Source organism: Methanocalculus sp. (assembly GCF_029762515.1).
In the GTDB taxonomy this organism is placed as follows: domain Archaea; phylum Halobacteriota; class Methanomicrobia; order Methanomicrobiales; family Methanocorpusculaceae; genus Methanocalculus.
Genome location: NZ_JARVGN010000198.1, coordinates 1 through 4,158 on the forward strand (window position 1 = coordinate 1; position 4,158 = coordinate 4,158).

The 4,158-nt window shown below is 50.7% G+C and carries 2 protein-coding genes; both read left to right on the forward strand.

Features of this window, described 5'->3' with window-relative positions:
• The first annotated feature begins 275 nt into the window (after positions 1-275).
• Positions 276-2,645, forward strand: a complete 2,370-nt coding sequence (locus tag QCH34_RS07885) for an ATP-dependent helicase (protein WP_300332598.1) — start codon at positions 276-278, stop codon at positions 2,643-2,645.
• A 14-nt stretch (positions 2,646-2,659) separates the two neighbouring features.
• On the forward strand, positions 2,660-3,868 hold the full coding sequence (locus QCH34_RS07890; RefSeq protein WP_300332600.1) for a PD-(D/E)XK nuclease family protein: 1,209 nt from the start codon (positions 2,660-2,662) through the stop codon (positions 3,866-3,868).
• The last annotated feature ends 290 nt before the right edge of the window (positions 3,869-4,158 follow it).

Sequence of the window (4,158 nt, forward strand, 5' to 3'; positions counted from 1 at the left end):
AGCTCTCACCCGACCCCGCAGAATCGCACACGGCGGGCTCCCCCTGCATCTCCCGCTACGCCAGCCAGGCCAGCTCAACCACCCGGGACTCCCGGTGCCCGAACAGCTCCTGCAAGAAGTCAGCCTCGAAGACCTCGCGGTCCGGCCGAAGAAACTGTCCCGCTGATTGAAGCAGATGTAAACCAATGCACTAAAGAGTGCCAAATACCTCAATTCATTCGTGGAAATGGTAAGCAGAAATAAAATATACTATTACTGAGGCTATAGGTGATGATTTGATTCAATTTCCGGATTTCATGACCGCAGTGCAAGGCACTCTTGACAGGACTATCACACCCGATGCTAATCGGGGCCAATATGATGCCATCGAGAGCGCACTGGATCGTTCCCTCTTCATCGTTGCAGGGCCAGGGAGCGGGAAGACCATGGTCATGGCATTGCGGGTATTGAAGCTGGTTTATGTGGATGGTATAGACCCGTCGACTATTCTCGTCACCACGTTTACCAAGAAGGCAGCGGCAGAACTGCGATCCCGTATACTGGGTTGGGGGGATCGTCTACGTGGGGTGTTTGTCGAGAACCCGGTCTACGCTAACTATTGGGAGATTCTGCATTCGATCGATCTTAACCAGATTGTCACCGGAACCCTCGACAGCATCTCTGAAAATATTCTGCAGGAGTACCGGGAACCAGGCAACCCCGCTCCGGTGATCATCGAAGAATTTATTGCCAACGCCATGATGGTTCGATACGGGCTGCTCGATGGTGGTCGATTCCGGAATGAGGACCTGAAATCATACCTTCAAGATCTCAATGGACCCTGGCCTAGGTTAAACACCGGAGGGATGGCCGAGATTCTGATCGAGATCAAAGATAGGGTATTTCATGATCAGGTTGACATCGATGCCTTCTGCGCGTCTGGTGCAGACTCTGGGATTGGAGTGGCCTGTGATGCGATACAGGCTTATTTAGAGGCTCTGGAGGAGCGGTTGCTCTATGATTATGCCAAGATAGAACAGGTATTTTATCAGAAACTGGTACAGCAGGATCTCGCCGAATTCACATCAAAAATTCGTTTTGTGCTAGTGGATGAGTACCAGGATACTAACCTTCTCCAAGAACAGATCTACTTCGCACTAGCAAGCTATGCACTCCAAAACCAAGGAAGCATAACCGTAGTTGGTGACGATGATCAGTCGATCTACCGTTTCCGTGGGGCAACAGTGGACCTCTTTACGCACTTCCCAGCACGAATAGAGGATGCGCTGGGCATCCGACCTGAATTAATCACCCTTTCGAAAAACTACCGGTCCACCCAAAATATCGTCGAATTCGTCAAGCAGTTTGTAATACTTGATGAGACCTTCCAGGAGGTGCGGGTGGCGGATAAGCCTGCAATTGAGCATGCGAGAGAAGAAATGGAGGTGAACTATCCGATACTGGGTATGTTCCGGGATGATATCGATACTTTAGCACAGGATCTTGCTTCATTTATCAAGGATGTGGTGCATAATGGAGGGGTCCAAATCAGCCAGAGCAGTGCAATGGATGCCATCCGTGTGGATGCCGATCGAGGCGGATCCCCAGCAGATGTCTGCGTCCTTTGCAGTTCCCCCCAAGAAGTGAAAAATAACGGGGAGCAACGGTTGCCAGGGCTGCTCCGGGATTATCTGCAGGATCCCCCCCATTCCATCAATGTCTTCAATCCACGTGGGCAGAACCTCGGGGACATCCCCGATGTACAGGTTCTCTGCGGGTTGATGCTGACATGCATTGATCCCGATCATGCCATCGAGGATGGAATGCGCACAATACCAGGTGAAGCAAGGAACAAATTTGCGACCTGGAGGGCCGCCGCTCAAACCCACATACGCCAGCATACTGAACGGCATGGGGGGATGACCTTGGCGGAATTCGTTCGCTCCTGGCATAAAAGAACACCACGAGATGCATTTTTAGCAAAGCGGGAATTACCTCTTCTCGACCTGGCATATAAATTAATAACATGGATATCCCCCATGCAGCACGATGTCGAAGGCCTCGTCTACCTGGAGGTAATCACTCGAACGATCACCCAATCTGCCGTCTTCGCCAGTTTTGGCAGTGAGATAATCTTCGACGCGAAAAACCCTGAGCTTGAGGAAAAATCCATCCAGGATGCCATGCGGGGGATCTTCATCCCCCTCGCGACCGGGGCGATCGATGTCAACGAGGATCTCCTAGAGACCATCCCCAGCGATCGCATCCCGGTCATGTCAATCCATCAAGCAAAGGGGCTGGAATATCCCTTGGTAATTGTTGATGTAGGATCCGATTTCAAAGATCGAAAATCTCCGGCGTTCAAGCGCTTTCCCTCTAAAGGGGGGAAAACGTGTGATATGGAGGATGAACTTCGTGCGTTCTCTTCTCTGCAGCTTCCTCGCCGCTCGGGTTTTGATCGCGCCTTCGACGACCTAAGAAGACTCTATTTCGTCGCATTCAGTCGCCCACATGATGTTCTTCTCCTTATAGGCTTGAACAGTGTAAAGGATGGCTATTACACACGTTCTAGGATACATAAAACCATCCCCAATGTTGCGACAGGGTGGGATCGTCACGGAACATGGAATTGGGGTGATGGTCTGCCAAACATCATTCACATATAGCAAGGGGGATGGAGATGACATTAGCAGTAAAATCAAAACCGTATATCATTCCCGAATATAGCCTTACCGGAGACCTGCTCAGTTACCAGACTTGCGGGCTCCAGTATCGTTACCAGAATAGAGGAGCTCTCCCGCCCTCAATTCCAGTGCAGCTCTGGTTTGGAGAGTTTATCCATGGAGTCATGGAGGAGGCGTATAAAACATGGCGGACAGACCCAGCATCGTTCCGCTTTCCCTGGTCATGGGAGGGCGAGATCCGGGCAATCGAGATGAACGTCAATCGTCGCTTGAAAGCAAAAGGTCTCCGCCGGCCACCCCGTCTCTTCTGTCCATATGATGAGACGATGAATACACCAGGTACCTGTCCCGACGCCGATCACCCCCACAAACTCCTCGCCAGTAGGCGAGCTGAAGCTGCAATCAATACCTGGGGCCCTCATCTTTTCCCCCTCATCGATAACGCAGAGGTCAAGCTCAAGGGATGCAGGGAGATGATCTCCTACCAGGAGGGGGTTCATCGGTCGAATTATTATGGAATCAAGGGAATTGTCGATGTTATCAGCTCGGTCTCGATTGAGAGGGTGCATGCAGGAAATCTGATCCACCACTACATCAACGCCAACCCGGAGATCCGGGCAATGATCGACGAACTCTCATCATTGGACTATGAGATCATTATTGATTACAAAGGGATGCGTCGTCCTCCGGTCTATCTCAGTCAGAGTGTCCGCAATCTCACCTGGAACGCCCATGAATGGCAGGTGCTTACCTATGCATGGCTCAGGTCCCGGCAGGTGGATGCGCAACGGCCGATTGCGGGGATCATCTTCTACCTGAACGAACTGGTCCCCTCGGCAGATGACATTGCGAACCTTAAACAAGAGTTGAGAGATGGATTGACAGATATCCAACCGACAGGGAGAATGGACAAACAAACTTTGGCGAAATGGAAGAGGGGATCGAAAAAAAGTGCTCTATCCCCCGAGCTGCGCGAACAGAGATGCATACGACTGATTCCCATCACCGAGGAACGTCGACAGCAGAGTCTTCGAGCATTTGATGAGGTCGTTGCAGAGATCGAGAATTCCATCGTCCAGGAGATGAGACGCGGATCTATCCAGGGATGCTGGAGGCCGAATCCGGTTGAGAAAACGTGTACAGCGTGTGATTTCAAGCATATCTGTCCTGCAGTGAAGGGCAGATATCGAATGAGCGTTCTATAAATATCCCAGACATTTTTCTAATGTTTCCCCATGTACTGCCCTAATTTACGAGCTCACTTTCCTTATTGTTTTAAATATACGGTGAATCCCGTTCCACCTTTTCTCGGGGCAACGACAAGACCCCATTTTACAGCCCGCATAATTGGAAAAGGAATGTTTTCACTAATGTATGCGATCTTCATTTTCACCACACCAGGTCCATGCAAAGCATCGCCACATGCTCCAGGAATAGTTACATTTGTCGACAGCTTTCTCTGCCTCAGCTTCGTTCACCAAGCGGGTATTGGTTT